The organism is Geobacter anodireducens, assembly GCA_001628815.1.
GTDB lineage: Bacteria > Desulfobacterota > Desulfuromonadia > Geobacterales > Geobacteraceae > Geobacter > Geobacter anodireducens.
The window spans coordinates 2,171,877-2,187,690 of record CP014963.1 but is presented as its reverse complement, the minus strand read 5'-3'; the positions used below and the strand labels follow the sequence as shown (position 1 = coordinate 2,187,690).

General features: G+C 59.3%; 12 protein-coding genes and 5 pseudogenes. 5 read left to right on the top strand and 12 right to left on the bottom strand.

Annotated elements, in window-relative coordinates; translation table 11 throughout:
• Positions 1-55: 55 nt before the first annotated feature.
• Both A2G06_10010 and A2G06_10005 read right to left on the bottom strand, forming a co-directional pair.
• The gene (locus A2G06_10010; protein ID ANA40567.1) at positions 56-1,120 is read right to left on the bottom strand and encodes a magnesium and cobalt transport protein CorA; all 1,065 of its coding nucleotides are present in this window, start codon (positions 1,118-1,120) and stop codon (positions 56-58) included.
• A gap of 3 nt (positions 1,121-1,123) precedes the next feature.
• Positions 1,124-2,025, bottom strand: a pseudogene (locus tag A2G06_10005) (diguanylate cyclase).
• A gap of 331 nt (positions 2,026-2,356) precedes the next feature.
• Here A2G06_10005 and dnaE point away from each other — a divergent pair.
• From dnaE to A2G06_09990, 3 genes and pseudogenes are all read left to right on the top strand, one after another.
• Positions 2,357-5,822 (top strand): annotated as a pseudogene (gene dnaE / locus A2G06_10000) (DNA polymerase III subunit alpha).
• A gap of 37 nt (positions 5,823-5,859) precedes the next feature.
• Complete coding sequence (locus tag A2G06_09995) at positions 5,860-6,819, top strand: acetyl-CoA carboxylase carboxyltransferase subunit alpha (GenBank protein ANA40566.1); 960 nt, start codon at positions 5,860-5,862, stop codon at positions 6,817-6,819.
• Positions 6,820-6,933: 114 nt separating this feature from the next.
• Positions 6,934-7,677 (top strand): pseudouridine synthase, encoded by a 744-nt coding sequence (locus A2G06_09990; GenBank protein ID ANA40565.1) that lies wholly within the window; start codon positions 6,934-6,936, stop codon positions 7,675-7,677.
• Between the two features lie 39 nt (positions 7,678-7,716).
• Here the strand turns inward: A2G06_09990 and A2G06_09985 are convergent.
• From A2G06_09985 to A2G06_09945, 9 genes and pseudogenes are all read right to left on the bottom strand, one after another.
• Positions 7,717-7,826: pseudogene (locus A2G06_09985) on the bottom strand (hypothetical protein).
• A 5-nt stretch (positions 7,827-7,831) separates the two neighbouring features.
• Positions 7,832-8,077, bottom strand: a pseudogene (locus tag A2G06_09980) (hypothetical protein).
• Positions 8,074-8,976, bottom strand: coding sequence for an ATPase (locus A2G06_09975; GenBank protein ID ANA40564.1), 903 nt, complete (start codon positions 8,974-8,976; stop codon positions 8,074-8,076). The pseudogene A2G06_09980 and the gene A2G06_09975 overlap by 4 nt, the downstream one beginning before the upstream one ends.
• Positions 8,977-9,152: 176 nt before the next feature.
• Entirely contained in the window at positions 9,153-9,437 is a 285-nt protein-coding gene (locus A2G06_09970; protein ANA40563.1) for a hypothetical protein, read from the bottom strand.
• Positions 9,434-9,826 carry an iron-sulfur cluster assembly scaffold protein gene (locus tag A2G06_09965; protein ID ANA40562.1) on the bottom strand — a complete coding sequence of 131 codons (393 nt, stop codon included), beginning with the start codon at positions 9,824-9,826 and terminating at the stop codon, positions 9,434-9,436. The genes A2G06_09970 and A2G06_09965 overlap by 4 nt, the downstream gene beginning before the upstream one ends.
• Positions 9,819-10,175 carry a hypothetical protein gene (locus tag A2G06_09960; protein ANA40561.1) on the bottom strand — a complete coding sequence of 119 codons (357 nt, stop codon included), beginning with the start codon at positions 10,173-10,175 and terminating at the stop codon, positions 9,819-9,821. Before A2G06_09960 ends, A2G06_09965 begins: the two co-directional genes overlap by 8 nt.
• Before the next feature lie 21 nt (positions 10,176-10,196).
• A pseudogene (locus A2G06_09955) lies at positions 10,197-11,191 on the bottom strand (arsenite transporter).
• A 24-nt stretch (positions 11,192-11,215) separates the two neighbouring features.
• Positions 11,216-11,626, bottom strand: coding sequence for a hypothetical protein (locus A2G06_09950; protein ID ANA40560.1), 411 nt, complete (start codon positions 11,624-11,626; stop codon positions 11,216-11,218).
• Between the two features lie 15 nt (positions 11,627-11,641).
• Positions 11,642-12,007 (bottom strand): diguanylate cyclase, encoded by a 366-nt coding sequence (locus tag A2G06_09945; protein ID ANA40559.1) that lies wholly within the window; start codon positions 12,005-12,007, stop codon positions 11,642-11,644.
• 504 nt (positions 12,008-12,511) lie between these two features.
• Here A2G06_09945 and A2G06_09940 point away from each other — a divergent pair.
• Both A2G06_09940 and A2G06_09935 read left to right on the top strand, forming a co-directional pair.
• The gene (locus A2G06_09940) at positions 12,512-12,907 is read left to right on the top strand and encodes a hypothetical protein (protein ID ANA40558.1); all 396 of its coding nucleotides are present in this window, start codon (positions 12,512-12,514) and stop codon (positions 12,905-12,907) included.
• 43 nt (positions 12,908-12,950) lie between these two features.
• Positions 12,951-13,733: a FeS-binding protein gene (locus A2G06_09935; protein ANA40557.1), complete on the top strand. Its 783-nt coding sequence runs from the start codon at positions 12,951-12,953 to the stop codon at positions 13,731-13,733.
• A 1,193-nt stretch (positions 13,734-14,926) separates the two neighbouring features.
• On the opposite strand, the gene A2G06_09930 is transcribed toward A2G06_09935, so the two are convergent.
• Positions 14,927-15,118 carry a hypothetical protein gene (locus A2G06_09930; GenBank protein ANA40556.1) on the bottom strand — a complete coding sequence of 64 codons (192 nt, stop codon included), beginning with the start codon at positions 15,116-15,118 and terminating at the stop codon, positions 14,927-14,929.
• Positions 15,119-15,814: the final 696 nt, after the last annotated feature.

Genomic DNA, 15,814 nt, shown 5'->3' with positions numbered 1-15,814 from the left:
TTGTCCAAAGCGCCCGACATATTTTTATCAGACGATTTATTGTGATAGCCCTGAGCTATAACCACCGCTTGCGTCGAAAGAAAATCCCCATGCCCAGGCTCACCAGGAGCATCAGCAGGAGAACGGCCGGGTAGCCCCAGTGCCATTCGAGCTCGGGCATGTAGCGGAAGTTCATGCCGTAGACCCCGGCGATGAAGGTGAGTGGCATGAAGATGGTGGCGATGATGGTGAGCACCTTCATTACTTCGTTGGTCCGGTTGCCGATGGCTGAAAGGTAGATGTCGAGGACCTCCGACAGGAGGTCCCGGAAGGTTTCCACGGTTTCGATGATCTGGATGCTGTGATCATAGACGTCCCGCAGGTAGATGACGGTTTCTCCGCGCACGAGGGGCGATTCGCGCCGCTCCAGCCGTCCCAGCACCTCCCGCAGGGGCCAGACGGATTTGCGCAGGAAGATGGTCTCCCGCTTGAGGTGCTGGATCTTCACGACCGTCTTGCGGCCGGGGCCGGCGATGACTTCCTCCTCCAGCACCTCGATCCGCTCGGCCAGGTCTTCGAGGATCACGAAGTAGTAATCCACGATGGCGTCCATGAGCGAGTAGAGGAGAAAATCGGCCCCTCCTTTGCGGAGCTTGCCCCGGTTCTCCCTCAGGCGCTGGCGGATGGGGTCGAAGAGGTCGCCCTTGAATCCCTCCTGGAAGGAGATGAGAAACGAGGGGCCGAGCACGAAGCTGACCTGCTCGGCGGCAAGGGAGCCGTCCGGTTGGAGGGAGAGCATCTTCAGGACCACGAAGAGGTAGTCGTCGAAGTCCTCCAGTTTTGGGCGCTGGTCGGTGTTGAGGATGTCTTCGAGGGTGAGGGGGTGGATGCCGTAGCATTCTCCCAGGGCCTTGAGCAACTCGGGCCGGTGGATTCCCTCCATGTCGAGCCACCGCACCCCCGGCTGGTCGCGCTGGGAAAAACAGTCGGCGATGTCGTTCGTTTCCCGCTCGCTGAGACTCGTTTCGTCATAGTCGACAATGGATATCCGGACCGGTTCGCCGGTCTGCTCGCCGATGTGGACCAGGCTGCCGGGAGGAAGGCCTGCTTTGCGGGAGCGCTGCTTGATGATCTTTTTCATGTTCTATGCACAGGTGACGCAGTTGCGTCCTGCCCCCTTGCTCCGGTACAGGAGTTCGTCGGCCCGCTTGAGCAGCTCCCCACCGTGTCGTCCGAGGTTGCCAGGGTGGCGCCGATGGAGACGGTCACCCGCACGATGGTGTCGCCGGCCGTCATGCTCGACTCCTCGACCAGGCGGCGGAACCGCTCGGCCATCTCGTGCAGCCTGTCTTCTTTCACGTTGGTGATGACAGCGATGAATTCCTCGCCGCCCCAACGACCGATCAGATCGTAGGAGCGCACGGCATTGCGCAGGGTCCTGGCCGCCATTTTGAGGAGGTCGTCTCCCATCTGGTGCCCGAAACTGTCGTTGATCTCCTTGAAGTGGTCCAGATCCAGGAGCATGACCCCGAAGGGCCAGCCGTACCGGAACATCTCGTCGAATTTGGACTGGAGGTACATCTGAATGTAGCGCCGGTTGGCCACGCCGGTGAGGGGGTCCAGAAAGACGAGTTGCTGAAGCTCGTCGATCCGCTGGAGGTCCGAGAGCCGGGCGGAGTTGTCGCTGAAAATCTCCACGGCTCCGACGATTGCCCCGGCGCCGTTTCTGATGGGGGAAACCCGCACGTTGACCGGTACGCGATGGCCGGCCCGGTGATGGAGAAAAACCTCGGCTTCCCGGCACACGCCGTCCTCAAGGGTATGGGCAACGGGGCAGAGTTCCTCGCAGAGGCTGAGCCCGTCGCAGTCCGTGTGGCACAGGACGTTGTCCCGGCAGCGGGAACCGGTCACGTCGCCGGCCCCGTAGCCGGTGAGCCGTTCGGCCCCCCGGTTCCAGTAGGTGATGCGCCGGTCCCGGTCCACGAAGTAGACGCCGTCGTACAGATTGTCGATCAGTTCCTTGTAGAAGACCGTGTCAGGATTCATCAGCTATCGTTCCTCCGGGGCGGCGGAGCGTGTCCGCCCCTGTTCCGTTTATGCTAAGTGTATAGCACGCGCCGGCGATTTCCGCCAGGGAGGCATGGGAAAACAGCAGCGGGAGAAGAGAGCGCGCTGCCGGTAAATTCAGGCCGCCGGCACATCGCTGCGCCGGCGGGCCGGTAGTCCCGGCGTGTTGACAGGGTCCGGTGTTTCGTGACATAATCGGGAACATTTTTAGCTGGAGTAAAAATGGGAGTTGCAGGGTACCGCGGCTCCCATCGTTGTATGTGCTTCAGGGCCCCGCGTGCTGCCGCGGGGCCTGTCCACAGGGATATCAATGAGCTTCGTCCATCTCCATCTCCATACCCAGTACTCCCTCCTCGACGGCGCCATCCGCCTGGGCGACCTGGTGAAAAAGGTTAAGTCCCACGACATGCCCGCCGTGGCCATCACCGACCACGGCGCCATGTTCGGGGCCATGGAATTCTACCTCAAATGCAAGGACAAGGACGTGAAGCCGGTCATCGGCGCGGAGGTCTACATCGCGCCGGGCTCCCGTTTCGTCAAGGAGGCTCGGGGAGGGGAGGCCGGCGCCGGCTACCACCTGCTGCTCCTGTGCGAGAACATGACCGGCTACCGGAACCTGTCCAAACTGGTCTCCATCGGCTTCAAGGAAGGGTTCTACTACAAGCCGCGCATCGACAAGGAGGTCCTGGCCGAGAACGCCGAGGGGCTCATCTGCCTTTCCGCCTGCCTCAAGGGCGAGGTTGCCTATCTGTGCGAACGCGACCGGATCGCCGAGGCGGTGGACGTGGCCCGCTGGTATGTCGATCTCTTTCCGGACCGCTACTACATCGAGCTTCAGGAAAACGGCCTCGTTGAGCAGGACAAGGCCAACCGGGGGCTGCTGGAGGTGGCGCGGGAGGTGGGTCTGCCGCTGGTGGCCACCAATGACTGCCACTATCTCAACCGGGAGGATGCCCGGGCCCACGAGGTGCTCCTCTGCATCCAGACCGGCAAGACCATGAACGATCCGTCGCGGATGCGCTTCTCCGTTGACGAGTTCTACGTGAAGACCCCCGAGGAGATGGCCGCCGCATTCCACTATGCGCCCGAGGCGATCTCCAACACCGTGAAGATCGCCGAGCGGTGCGATCTTTCCTTCGACTTCAAGACCTATCATTTCCCTCGCTTCGAGCCCCCTGTTGGCCTGAGCTTGATCAGATGCTGGAGGAGGCTGCCCGCACGGGGCTGGAGTCGCGCCTGACCGCCATCCGGGTCAAGCACCCGTCCATGACTCCCGTGCAGGAGCAGGCCTACTGGGACCGCCTCGCCATCGAGCTCGCCTGCATCAAGCAGATGGGCTTCCCGGGCTACTTTCTGATCGTGGCCGACTTCATCAACTGGGCCAAGGACCACGGCATTCCCGTGGGCCCGGGCCGGGGCTCGGCGGCCGGCTCGCTGGTGGCCTATGCCATCCGGATCACCGACCTGGACCCGATCCCCTACAACCTCCTCTTCGAGCGCTTCCTGAACCCGGAGCGGATATCCATGCCCGATATCGACGTGGACTTCTGCCAGGACCGGCGCGAGGAGGTGATCCAGTATGTCACCGAGAAGTACGGCCGTGACAAGGTCTGCCAGATCATCACCTTCGGGACCATGTCCGCCCGGGCCGTCATCCGCGACGTGGGGCGCGCCCTGGACATGACCTACGGCGAGGTGGACCGGATCGCCAAGCTGGTGCCGGAAGTCCTGGGCATTACGCTGGAAAAGGCCATTGCGCAGGAGCCCAAGCTCAATGAGGCCGCCGAGGCCGATCCGCGGGTGAAGGAGCTGCTGGAGGTGGCCCTGCGCCTGGAGGGGCTTGCCCGCCATGCCTCCACCCACGCGGCCGGCGTGGTGGTGGCCCCCGATGTGCTGGAGCAGTTCTGCCCGGTCTACAAGGATCAGAAAAGCGGCTCGCTCACCACCCAGTACTCCATGAAGTACGTGGAGAAGATCGGGCTGGTCAAGTTCGACTTCCTGGGGCTCAAGAACCTGACGGTCATCTTCAACGCGGTCCGGCACATTAGAGCCGACAAAAAGCCGGACTTCGACATCGCCGTCCTGGGGGACGACGACGAGGAGAGCTACAAGCTGCTCCAGGCCGGCAACACCACCGGCGTCTTCCAGCTTGAATCCTCGGGGATGCGGGAACTGCTCCGCAAGCTCAAGCCCTCCTGCTTCGAGGACATCATCGCCGTCTGCGCCCTCTACCGTCCCGGCCCCCTCGGCTCGGGCATGGTGGACGACTTCATCGACCGCAAGCACGGCCGCAAGAAGGTGGTCTACGACCTGCCGCAACTGGAGCCGATCCTCAAGGACACCTACGGGGTCATCGTCTACCAGGAGCAGGTCATGCAGATCGCCCGCTCCCTGGCCGGCTACTCCCTGGGCGGCGCCGACCTGTTGCGCCGGGCCATGGGCAAGAAGGACCCGGCCGAGATGGCCAAGCAGCGGGACATCTTCCTGGAAGGGGCCAAAAACAACGGCATCGATCTCCAGAAGGCCGGCGCCATCTTCGACCTGATGGCCAAGTTCGCCGAGTACGGGTTCAACAAGTCCCACTCGGCCGCCTATGCCCTGGTGGCCTACCAGACCGCCTACCTCAAGGCCCACTATCCGGTGGAGTTCATGGCCGCGCTCCTGACCGAGGACATGGCCAACACCGACAAGGTGGTCAAGAACATCGCCGACTGCCGCGAGATGGGGATCGAGGTGCTGCCCCCGGACATCAACGCCTCGGATCTGTCGTTCCGGGTTCTGGGCAACTCCATCCGCTTCGGTCTCGGCGCGGTCAAGAACGTGGGCGAGTCGGCCATCGAGGCCATCATCGAGGCCCGGTGCGACGGCCCGTTCAAGGATATTTTCGAGTTCTGCGAGCGGGTTGACCTGCGCAAGGTCAACAAGCGGGTGGTGGAATCCCTGATCAAGTGCGGCGCCTTCGATTCCACCGGCGGGCGGCGCTCCCAGCTCACGGCAGCTCTTGAAGATGCCATGTCCCTGGGCCAGAAGATCCAGCAGGAGAAGGAAAGCGCCCAGGTGTCGCTCTTCGGTGCCGAGGAGATCGTCCGGACCAACGGCAACGGCAAGGGAAAGGTGCAGCTCCCCGATCTGCCCGAATGGGACGACAAGTTCCTGCTGGCCCAGGAAAAGGAGGCCCTCGGCTTCTTCATCACCGGCCATCCCCTGGGCCGCCACGAGAAGGACATCCGGCGTTTCACCACCGCTGACACCGCCACCCTGGAGGAGCGGGCCGACAAGAGCGAGGTCAAAATCTGCGGCATCGTGGCCACCATGAAGGAGCTCATGACCAAGAAGGGGGACCGGATGGCCTTTGCCACCCTGGAGGACCTGGTGGGCTCCGTGGAGGTGGTGGTCTTCCCCGAGGTCTTTGCCAAGCGTCGGAATACCTCAAGTCTGACGATCCGCTGCTGGTCACCGGCACCATCGACAAGGGGGAGAAGAGCGCCAAGATCATGGCCAGCGACGTGGTTCCCCTCCGGGACGTGACCGCGCGGCAGACCTCACGGGTGATCTTCGCCCTGCAGGGGGACGGCCTCGACCGCTATCGCCTGGAGGAGCTCAAGGCGATCATGCTCCGCCATCCCGGTACCTGCAAGGCCACCCTCACCATCGACATCCCGGACCAGTGCCGCGCCACCATTGCCCTGCCCGATTCCTGCATGGTTGCGCCCTCCGACGAATTGACGGTGGAGGTCAAGAATCTCTTCGGCTATCATGCCGTTGCGTTTGAATAGAGCGAGAAGGTAACGCATACCCAAAGGAGAACACTCAATGGCTGCTCAATATTTCATGGAATTCGAAAAGCCGGTGGTTGAGCTGGAGAAAAAAGTGCAGGAACTGGCCGAGCTGGCCGGCACCAACGCCGAACTGGCGGGCGAAGTGACCAAGCTTGAGAAGAAGGTCGACCGGATGCGCGAGGTGATCTTCTCCAACCTGTCCCGCTGGCAGACGGTCCAGGTGGCCCGTCACATCGAGCGTCCCTTCACCCTGGACTACGTCAACCTGATCTTCACCGATTTCACCGAGCTCCATGGCGACCGGCTGTTCGGCGACGATCACGCCATTGTCGCCGGCCTGGCAAAGCTCGACGGCGAGCCGGTGGTGGTCATCGGCCACCAGAAGGGGCGCGACACCAAGGAGAAGGTCTACCGCAATTTCGGCATGCCCAACCCCGAGGGGTACCGCAAGGCCCTGCGGATCATGGAGCTGGCCGAGCGGTTCCGGTTGCCCATCATCACCTTCGTGGACACACCCGGCGCGTTCCCCGGCATCGGCGCCGAGGAGCGGGGCCAGGCCGAGGCCATTGCGCGCAACCTCAGGGAGATGGCGGCCCTCACCGTGCCGATCATTGTCGTGGTCACCGGCGAGGGAGGCTCCGGCGGGGCGCTGGCCATCGCCGTGGGCGATCGGGTCCTCATGCTCCAGTACTCCATCTACGCCGTCATCTCCCCCGAGGGGTGCGCCGCCATCCTCTGGTCCGACGGCACCAAGGGTGAACAGGCCGCCGAGGCCCTCAAACTGACCGCCAGGGACCTGAAGGAGCTTGAGGTTATCGACGAGCTCGTGCCCGAGCCCCTGGGCGGCGCCCACCGCGACCATGAGACCATGGCCAGGACCCTCCACGACGCCATCGCCCGGCAGTTGAAGGAGCTGAAGGCGATCCCCCCGGAGCAGCTGGTGGAGGAGCGGTACCAGAAATTCCGCAAGATGAGCCGTTTCATCGAGGGGTAGGGCCGAGACGCACCGGGGGCGGCAACCGCCTCCGGGCAACCTGACAGTCTGAAGGCTGGAGACGTTTGCGGGGAATTACCCGGTCTTCGGCCTTTAGTCTTTTTAGAGGGGCATATGGAAGAACGATTGCAGAAGCTGCTGTCCCAGGCGGGGGTCGCGTCCCGGCGCGAGGCGGAACGGTTCATCACCGAGGGGCGGGTGGCGGTGAACGGCACGGTCGTTACCGAGCTGGGGAGCAAGGCCGACCCGGAGCGGGACCGGATAACCGTGGACGGGCAGCCGGTCCGTCCGGCGGAGAAGAAGGTCTATCTCATCCTCAACAAGCCCGTCGGTTACATGACCACCCTCAGGGACCCGGAGGGGAGACCCATTGTCACCGATCTCCTCAAGGGACTCGATGTCCGCGTCTTTCCCGTGGGACGGCTCGACTACAACACCGAGGGGCTTCTGCTGCTCACCAATGACGGTGCCTGGGCCAACCGGCTCGCCCATCCCCGCCACGAGGTGGACAAGGAATACCTGGTCCGGGTGCGGGGTTCGGTTGCCAAGGAGCAGGTCCGGCGCCTGGCTGCCGGCGTGGAGCTGGACGACGGACCAACGGCGCCGGCAAAGGTGGAGGTGTCCAGCCAGAGCGACAACAACACCTGGCTCTCCATCGTGATTCACGAGGGGCGTTACCGCCAGGTGCGCCGCATGTGCGAGGCCGTGAGCCTGTCAGTGGTCCGCCTGCGCCGGGTGAGATACGGCGCGGTCTCGCTCGGCGACCTGAAACCGGGGGAGTACCGGCCCCTCAGCCCGGCGGAGGTGGCGGCCCTGGCCGGCCGCGAAAAACGCGATCAGCGCCGGCGGAAGGCCTGATCGCGCAACGCTGCTTTTGCCGGGTTGCTTTATACCTCTCGGGGCGTCGGCGATGCTCAGTACATCGACCGGCAGCCATTCCGGGAATTCACCTTCGCATTCTGCCGGAGGGTAATTTTTCTGAGTTCTTCTAAGACGTTCGTACGCAGTCCTTTCAGCCCGAGGTGCCCTGGCGCCGGGCGCGGATTGCCGGGATGATGTCCAGCGGCTCCGGCATCCGGCCCCGTTCGAGGCGGGAGAAGATTATCTCTCCGTCCAGGTACACGGCAAACTCGCTCCGCGGTGCCTGTTTGTCGAGTTCCACCGATACATCCCCTTCCGTCTGCTCGATCAAGCGGGCCAGACCGGCCGCAATGGGATACTGGCTTCAGGTGGGGCAGAACAGGATCCTGACCTTCATTGTCCACTCTCCCGTGCCGCGTTGCCGGCGGCATCGCACCGGGCCGAGACAGTCGCCACCATAGCGGCAAAGGCTTGTGCCGTGGGGGAGTCGGCCCGGTATTCCACCAGGGGCTCTCCCTCGTCGCCGGCTCTGACCATGGCCGGGTCCAGCGGGATCCTGCCCAGGAACGGTATGTTCATTTCATCGGCCACGAGCCTGCCGCCGCCGCTCTTGAAGATGTCGATCCCTTCGCCGCAGTGGGGGCAGACAAAGCCGCTCATGTTCTCGACCACGCCGATGACCGGCAGCTTCATCTGGCGGCAGAAGGTGACCGACTTGCGCACGTCGGTGAGCGCCACGTCCTGGGGAGTGGTGACGATGACGGCGCCCTCCGCCCCTTCCAGGAGCTGGATCACCGAGAGAGGCTCATCACCGGTCCCTGGCGGGCAGTCGACGATCAGGTAGTCCAGGTCGCCCCACGCCACGGCGGCCAGAAACTGCCTGATGACGCCATGCTTGGCCGGCCCCCGCCAGACTACCGCCTCTGCCCGGTCGCGCAGCAGCAGCCCTACCGACATGACTTTGAGGGTGTCGCTGTAGGGAACCGGTTCGATCCGTGCGGCGGCAGTTGCCGGAAGCCGGCCCTCGATGCCGAGAAGGGTCGGGATGCTCGGCCCGTGCAGATCGACATCCAGCAATCCCGTCTTCTTGCCGCTGAGCGAGAGGGCCACGGCCAGGTTGACCGCCACCGAGCTCTTGCCCACGCCACCCTTGCCCGACAGCACCACGATCTTGTGCTTGATGTTGAAAAGGGCCTCCTGCAGCTCAATCTGCTCCTTGAGCCGGTGCAGTTCTTCCACCTGTTTGCTGTTGCACGATTTCTGCGCCACGTTCTCACTCTGCTGCGTGCCGTTCACCTTGCTCCTCCTGTCGAATGCCGTCGGCTATCTATCGCTGCCCCGGTGGCGGAGCGGATGGGGCGCGCCCCATCGCTCCGGGGGGTGTGGTGCCGTGTGCGGTCACTCTTTGCCGAGGGTTTGCAGCCGCTCTTTCATGACGGCCAGTGTTCCTTCGGTATCGGCTATCTTCTCCTTCAGGACAGTTGCCTCATCGAAAGCATGATCTCCCAATACGCCCCGAAAAGGGTGGCAGAGGTTTCCCCAAAAACGGCCGAATCCACCCCTTTTGCCGCACTCCGCACCATAGCCCGGACCGCCTCCGCCCAAGCACCATCCCTTTCGTCCTCCCGACCGTGGTCCCAATCCCTGGGGTCCTGTTCTGTCGCCTGCAGGCATACGCCTTCTCCTTTCCGCCGCCCGTAGGAGGGGCGGCTATGGCGCCACGTCAGTTGAGGCGTGGCATGCACTCGCGGTATCATCTGGGTTTTTCACCCGCCACTGTTGCGCGGTATTGCTCGACCGCCGCATGGAGCGCCGAAGCCGCCATGTTCGAGCAGTGCATCTTCTCTTCGGGGAGCCCGTCCAGGGCCTGGGCGATGATCTGGTCGGTGAGACCCATGACCTCGTCGAGCCCCTTGCCCATGGCAAGCTCCGTTGCCGCTGACGATGTGGCGATGGCCGCACCACATCCCTTGATGAGAAATTTGATGTCGCGCACGATATCCTCTTCGATCCTGAGGAAGTAGAGCACTGCATCGCCACAGGTGGGGTCGCCGGCCTGCACCACCACGTTGGCATCCTCAAGGGACCCCACATTGCGCGGGTTGCGCACGTGGTCCCATACCTTTGCCGAATAGATCTCAGTCATGTTCGGTTCCTTTCCGTTCGCCGAGTCCGCCGTTGTCATCCGGTGCGCCCTGTTCGGTCACATCCCCGGCCACGGCCAGGGCTTTCTGCTCCACAAGGGCTTCGATGACCTTTTTCCTCCCCTGGGCCAGCAGGCGCTGGACCGTTCCCCGGGAAACTCCCATCAGCTCGCCCGCTGCCTCCTGGTTCAGGCCCTGCTTGTCGCAGAGAAACAGGGCCTCAAGTTCATCGTGATCCAGGATGATGACCTCCATCTCCTTCAGCGGCGTGCCCGCAGGCTTGAAGACGAGTCCCAGCTTTTCGCGGAGCGGGCAGATGCAATTGCGTTGTTTTTTCTTGCGTGGCGACATGGATTCCTTTCCGTATGCCGGTCAGTCTCGCCCCGGTGCGGGACAGGACGGCGCAGGGGCTTCTCCGAAGAGCGTTCCGGTGAATTTCACGTACCAGGCGGCTGACTGTACCTGGATGATGTAGGCCAGGGCAATGACCAATGCCGCGTCGGAACCGGCCTTGCCAAAGGCGTTCATGGCCACGGCCAGGGCAATGGAGAGGTTGCGCATTACCGTGCCGTAGACCAGGGCGATGGCATCGCCCCGGGGGAGGAAAAGCCTGCCCACAACGGTGCTGAGGCTATAGTTGATGCCGTAGAGAATGGCCAGGGGCAGCAGGATTGCCAGCAGATCCTGGGGCCGTGCCGCGATGGCCTGGGCCTTGAGGGCGATGGCGATGAAAACGATGCCCAGGACGCCCAGGGTGGAGAGGCAGGGAAAGCGGGGCGCCCACTGTTCCTGGAATCCCTTCTGGCCGTGTTTCGCTGTCAGGTAGCGCTGGGTCGCGTACCCGACCGCCATGGGCAGGAAGACGATGACTGCGATCTGCTTCATGATGCCGGTCATGTCCACCTCCACATGGGCGCCATGAGGGTCTGCACGTAGAAGGGGGTTGCGATCGAGCCCAGGATGAGGCCCACCACGGTCATCTTGACTGCCGCTTCGAGGTTCCCCCTGGCAAAGCCGGTCCAGGAGATGGTCATGCCGCTGGTGGGGACCAGGGCCGCCAGCAGCAGGCCCAGGGCCATGTAGGGATGGTCGGCGAAGAAAAGCCTTCCCAGCCCGAAGGCGACAAAGGGCACCACCGCGAAGTTGATGAACTGGGTGAACAGTTGGGCCGTGCCATCACCCCCCTCCAGTACTTTTTTCAGTTTAAGGGTCACCATCATGGGGTAGACCATGAGAAAGGTGAAGGGGATGATCAGCTCCTTGAGAAAGCCGGTCTCAGCCGCGAGACCGAAGGCGAAGCCCGCGGCCATCATGGCGGGAATGGCCAGCACCAAGTTCTTGTTGAGTCTGATCAAAAGTTGCCACATGGCCTTGACTCCCCCTGCGCGCCCTCAGCGCGCCTCCTCGATCATGGCCACGATGGCATCGAAGCTCTCCTCCAGGGATGAGGCGAACTCGGCGTCATCCACCAGGGCTTCGATCATGGGCCTGCGGTAGCGGAGCATCCGGACCTCAGTCCTGCCGTGGCGGGTGAACGTGGTGATGAATTTCGGCATCAGCGCGGCCCGTTCCGGGTTCTTCTGGAGGCTTGCGGCCGCCTTTTCCGGCTTGCAGATCTGGATCATGTGGAGATCGAACCCCTCAGCAACTGCCAGACCGTGGGCACCGAAGGTATGGGCCATTGCCATCTTTTCTCCATTGTGAATGACGAACCCGCGCCTGTTGCCGGCCTTGGCCAGCGCCGCGACGAATTCGCCGAGGGGTTTGTCTGTGGTAGTCTGATACAGTTCCGCCCAGTTCATGATCGATCTCTCCTGTCAGTGAGCGCAACCGTGGCCACCGCAGGTGGGCGGCACGATCTCCCGGAATGCGCCGCTTCTGAACAGGGCAACGTTTTCCCCCACCGTGGGCGCCTGGGAGCTGAACACCCTGACCTTTGCGCGGTTGAGCATGATGAGGGCGCCGGCGCCGATCCCTCCGACCACGACCGCGTCGAGCGGCGCTCCTGCCAGGGCCTTTAGTGGGTTGCACGATCCGTGGGTGTGGTGTTTGTCGGTGTTGTCGATGGAGAACGTTGCTCCGGTCTCAGTGTCCACCATGATAAAGCGCTGTGCGGATCCGAAATGGTCATGCACCTTGCTGTCGAGCCCATCGTCAGATGTCACGGGAAAGCAGAGTTTCATGTGCGCCTCCTTTTTGTTGTGTGCATATGCACACTATTACATCCGGTTTTTTGAATGTCAATAGATTTGTGTACAAATTAAATTAACGGTGAGGCTCGTGCAAAGCGTGATGATGAGGCCAGGATGCAGTGTCTCGTTTGGCAAGCTCTTGGAAGGAACCGTGAGGCATTGCGGCTGCTGCCGAGGCGCGGCAACGCAGGCCTGGCCCGGCTAGGTCAGGGAGCCGCAATGTCGGCAGCGGTCACAAAGGTCACAAGTGCGAAAGGGAACCAACCAATCGGGACGCAAGCGAGCAAGGAAGACTCTTTGATTGAACAACTAAAAAAACGATTTATAGTTAAGCTGATGTCCCGTACAGGCAGTACCTGTTCGCATTCCAGTCCCGGCGTTGGTCCCTTCGCAGCGGTGCCGCCGGGACGCGATCACCCGCAATTTCCGCGCTGGCATCCCGCAGGGGACGCGAGCGGTCTGATGGGCTCTAATCTGGTGTTACCGGAGTGAACTATGCAAAATGACCAGTTACGCGGCAGGGTCCTGGTGATGGATGATGACGAAAACATACGGATGATCGCGGGCTTTTACCTTGAGCGGTGCGGGTTTTCCGCTGACTTTGCCGAAGACGGCAAGCAGGCCGTGGAACTGTACGGCACTGCCCTTTCCCAGGGCAGGCGCTATGCGGCCGTGATCATGGATTTATCCGTTCCCGGCCGAATGGGAGGGCTCGAAGCCATTGCCCGGATATCTAAAGTAGACCCGGACCTGATAGCCTTCATATCGAGCGGCAGTCCGGAATTCCTCGATCAGGTGGAGATAGAGCGTCTCAGCATCCGGGGCATCCTGTCGAAACCATTCAGGGAGGATGACATCTCACTGCTGATCGAGGCCATCGGGACACCATGAAGCACGACGCAGAATCACGCCAATCACGCAAAGAAAGGTTTCCATGCCGGCCATGACCCGCCTGATCTATTTTTCTCCCACCAGTACCACGAAAAAAATCGTCGAACAGATTGCTGTCGGTTTTGGCGATACCAGCGTGACGCACCATGACCTGACCCGGTTGAGAGAGGGGCTCAATCTGCGGCTTGGTGACGGTCTTGCCATCATCGGCGTTCCGGTCTATGCGGGACGGGTGCCGGAAATCTGTCTGGAGCGGTTGGACGGGCTGTCAGCCTCCAGTGTTCCCGCTGTGCTGGTTGTGCTGTACGGTAACCGTGCCTTCGAGGATGCGCTGATCGAATTGCGGGATGTGGTTGTTGCCAAGGGATTTGCGGTGATCGCCGCCGGCGCGTTCATCGGTGAACATTCATATTCGACGACCACCCAGCCGGTTGCCGCCCACCGTCCGGATCTGGCCGATCTGGCAAAGGCACGGGAGTTTGGATCGCTCATCGCCAGCCGTCTGCGTGATGGCATCGGCGCGGCACTGCCGGTGATTCCAGGCGACCTGCCCTACAAGGAGCGGATGTCGCTGGGCGGTGTCGCACCAGAGACCGATCCCGGGCTCTGCACCCTGTGCGGTACCTGCGCCAGTCTGTGCCCGACCTTTGTCATCAGGGTTGATGACAGGGTCCTGACGGATGCGGAAAGGTGCCTGAAGTGCTGCGCCTGCACCAAGGGCTGTCCCCCAGGGGCCAGGACGCTGCATCACCCCACGGTTGACGCGCGGCGCGAGATGCTGGTCAACCAGTGCAGCGAGCGTAAGGAACCGGCATTGTTCCTCTAAATGAACAAACATCTGGCGGGCGGTGAGAAAAGGGGCAGCAGGACTGCCGGGTGTCTATTGAAGCCAGAAGACATGTGGTGTTTTGCAGTAACCGGAACGAAAAAGGGGTTGGCAACCGCAGTTGCCAACCCCTTATTGTTATGGTGCCGAAGACTGGAAACTAACCAGCACAGGGTTGCGTTTACACGAACCTGACTGCCAAGTCTTGTTCTTCCGTATAGTTACGGGAGAGTGAAGCACCTTCTTAATGTGAACAAGAGAGAACCCGTAGCCTCTATTAGGCTCTAAACTGTGACAAAAATTGTGGCAAAATTACCCCTCTGATGACTCCTTGTCAATCCATTTCTTACCGATAAATCTGCACCATTCTTCGCTGTCCATACATAGATAGTGCTCTAGTAATTTGTATTGCTGAGGGAGATTTAATGTGTTATGAAGCATTTGCTCGCTATTCCTGCACCTGTAAAGGTTGATCGGGTTATGAACAGGATCGGGCAGAGTAGTCAAAAAGGAGGCTATTGTCGTGGATTCAATTTATTTAAATAATTTTAGAGGCTTTTCAAATACTACTATTCAATTTTGTCCAGTAAATTTTCTTGTTGGCGAAAACAGTACTGGCAAGACGTCAGTACTGAGTATTCTAAATTTGTTGTCGTCACCTAATTTTTGGATTAACCTTAGTTTCAATACTGGAGACTACGAATTTGGTGGATATAACGACATTGTCAGTGTCGAATCGTCTGACAATCTAGAATTTCAAATTGGTTTGCACAAACAAAAGCAGAATGAATATGAGTATAATACATGCTATATGATGCATTTTAGAGAAGATAAAAATGGACTTCCTAAGCTTGTTAGATTAAGTCAGATTCGAAAAGATTATATATTAACTGTTAAAATTGAAAAAAATAAAGTATATGCGCTAGGTATTAAAAAATTAAACTTGTGTACGGATTGTTCTGATGTGTCTAAATGCTTCAAAGTTCTAAAAGAACTGCCATCTACCCATACTCGCGGCTACAAGACTTTACCAAATGATCTAGCTAGTATGGTAATAAGTACTCCTGTATTGATGTTTTCAAACGTAGTAGAGTATGTATTTCAAGGGGCGAAGCAGGGAAATGATAATGATTTTCCATTCCCTGCATTAACTATAAAACCAATTGCGTCATTAGCTCCAATTAGAACAAAACCTAAGCGAACATACGATGGTTATGCTCAAAGATATAGTTCAGAAGGAAATCATACCCCTTACCTACTGCGTGCAAATTTAGCTTACAAAGGTTCATCTCCATTCCGTACTGCTCTTGATTCATTTGGTAGAGAAAGCGGTCTTTTTTCATCAGTAATGGTTTCAAAATACGGCCGGGATAATTCAGCTCCATTTGAGCTACTTGTTAACTTGTCTAAAAGCTCTTCACTGCGGATGAATAGTGTTGGATATGGTGTGTCACAAGCCCTCCCTGTAGTTGCAGAGTTGTTGGCCAGACCAGATAATACTTGGTTTACGGTCCAGCAGCCTGAAGTCCATTTACATCCTCGTGCACAAGCTGCTCTTGGTGATTTGTTTTTTCAAGTTGCTGCTAAACACAACAAAGTTCTTTTTGTTGAGACGCATAGCGATTATTTGCTTGACCGATTTAGATTAAATTACAAGACCAATGAACTAAAAGAGGACTTTGCTCAGATTCTTTATTTTGAACGTGTAGAAGGTGTAAATACAATCAATCCTATACAAATACTTCCAGATGGGGAATACCCTGATGCGCAGCCAAAGAGTTTCAGGTCATTCTTCCTTGAAGAGCAACGTAAATTATTGGGATTTTAATTATGTGTTTTGTGCTAGATGTAAACTCATTTCATAGTTTTTTCGACCCAAATTGCAAAGACCATGCTGATTTTGAACCATTACACGGCTGGCTTTATGATAACACTGGACCAAAGATGGTGTTCGGTGGCACCAAATTTCGTAAAGAAATGAGCCACCTAAAAAAATATTACGGCTATCTCCTTGAATTAAAAAAAATGCGTAAGTTAATAGAAATAGATAAAGACAAAGTGGACTCAGAAGAATTGCGATT

Excerpts from the sequence above, each read along its gene's own strand:
- A2G06_09940 (ANA40558.1), top strand. The coding sequence starts at position 12,512 with ATGCAAAATGACCAGTTACGCGGCAGGGTCCTGGTGATGGATGATGAC.
- A2G06_10010 (ANA40567.1), bottom strand. The coding sequence starts at position 1,120 with ATGAAAAAGATCATCAAGCAGCGCTCCCGCAAAGCAGGCCTTCCTCCC.
- A2G06_09960 (ANA40561.1), bottom strand. The coding sequence starts at position 10,175 with ATGTCGCCACGCAAGAAAAAACAACGCAATTGCATCTGCCCGCTCCGC.
- A2G06_09990 (ANA40565.1), top strand. The coding sequence starts at position 6,934 with ATGGAAGAACGATTGCAGAAGCTGCTGTCCCAGGCGGGGGTCGCGTCC.
- A2G06_09950 (ANA40560.1), bottom strand. The coding sequence starts at position 11,626 with ATGAACTGGGCGGAACTGTATCAGACTACCACAGACAAACCCCTCGGC.
- A2G06_09965 (ANA40562.1), bottom strand. The coding sequence starts at position 9,826 with ATGACTGAGATCTATTCGGCAAAGGTATGGGACCACGTGCGCAACCCG.
- A2G06_09995 (ANA40566.1), top strand. The coding sequence starts at position 5,860 with ATGGCTGCTCAATATTTCATGGAATTCGAAAAGCCGGTGGTTGAGCTG.
- A2G06_09930 (ANA40556.1), bottom strand. The coding sequence starts at position 15,118 with ATGGAGCTGAATTATCCCGGCCGTATTTTGAAACCATTACTGATGAAA.
- A2G06_09970 (ANA40563.1), bottom strand. The coding sequence starts at position 9,437 with ATGATACCGCGAGTGCATGCCACGCCTCAACTGACGTGGCGCCATAGC.
- A2G06_09945 (ANA40559.1), bottom strand. The coding sequence starts at position 12,007 with ATGAAACTCTGCTTTCCCGTGACATCTGACGATGGGCTCGACAGCAAG.
- A2G06_09935 (ANA40557.1), top strand. The coding sequence starts at position 12,951 with ATGCCGGCCATGACCCGCCTGATCTATTTTTCTCCCACCAGTACCACG.